Raw genomic sequence first — 376 nt, 5'->3', positions numbered from 1 at the left:
GCTAAATCAATGATATAAGCCTTCAAATCATCACTTAAATCTTGACGACGTAGTGCAAACTCAATGTTAGTTTCTAACCAACTAAGTTTGTTACCAGTGTCGAAACGATCACCTTTGAATTCATGAGCATAAACTTTTTGGGTTTTGTTCAAAGTATCAATGGCATCAGTTAATTGAACTTCGTTACCTTTACCAGGTTTCGTAGTTTCCAAAACATCCATAATTTCTGGAGTAAACAAGTAACGACCAATGATAGCTAAATCACTTGGTGCATCTTCTGGAGCTGGCTTTTCCACGAATTGTTTAACGTCGTACATACCGTCGCTAACTTCTTCAATGGGATCGATCACACCATATTTAACGGTTTCTTCGTGTG

The 376-nt window shown here is 37.5% G+C and carries 1 protein-coding gene; it reads right to left on the bottom strand.

Annotation, left to right across the window (positions count from 1 at the left end; translation table 11 throughout):
* A partial coding sequence (locus tag FD36_RS06395) for a sugar phosphate nucleotidyltransferase (protein ID WP_268872346.1) occupies positions 1-376 on the bottom strand: 376 nt, incomplete at both ends.

This window comes from Fructilactobacillus sanfranciscensis DSM 20451, from assembly GCF_001436035.1.
Classification (GTDB): Bacteria; Bacillota; Bacilli; order Lactobacillales; family Lactobacillaceae; genus Fructilactobacillus; species Fructilactobacillus sanfranciscensis.
This window is presented reverse-complemented; position numbering and strand designations above follow the sequence as displayed.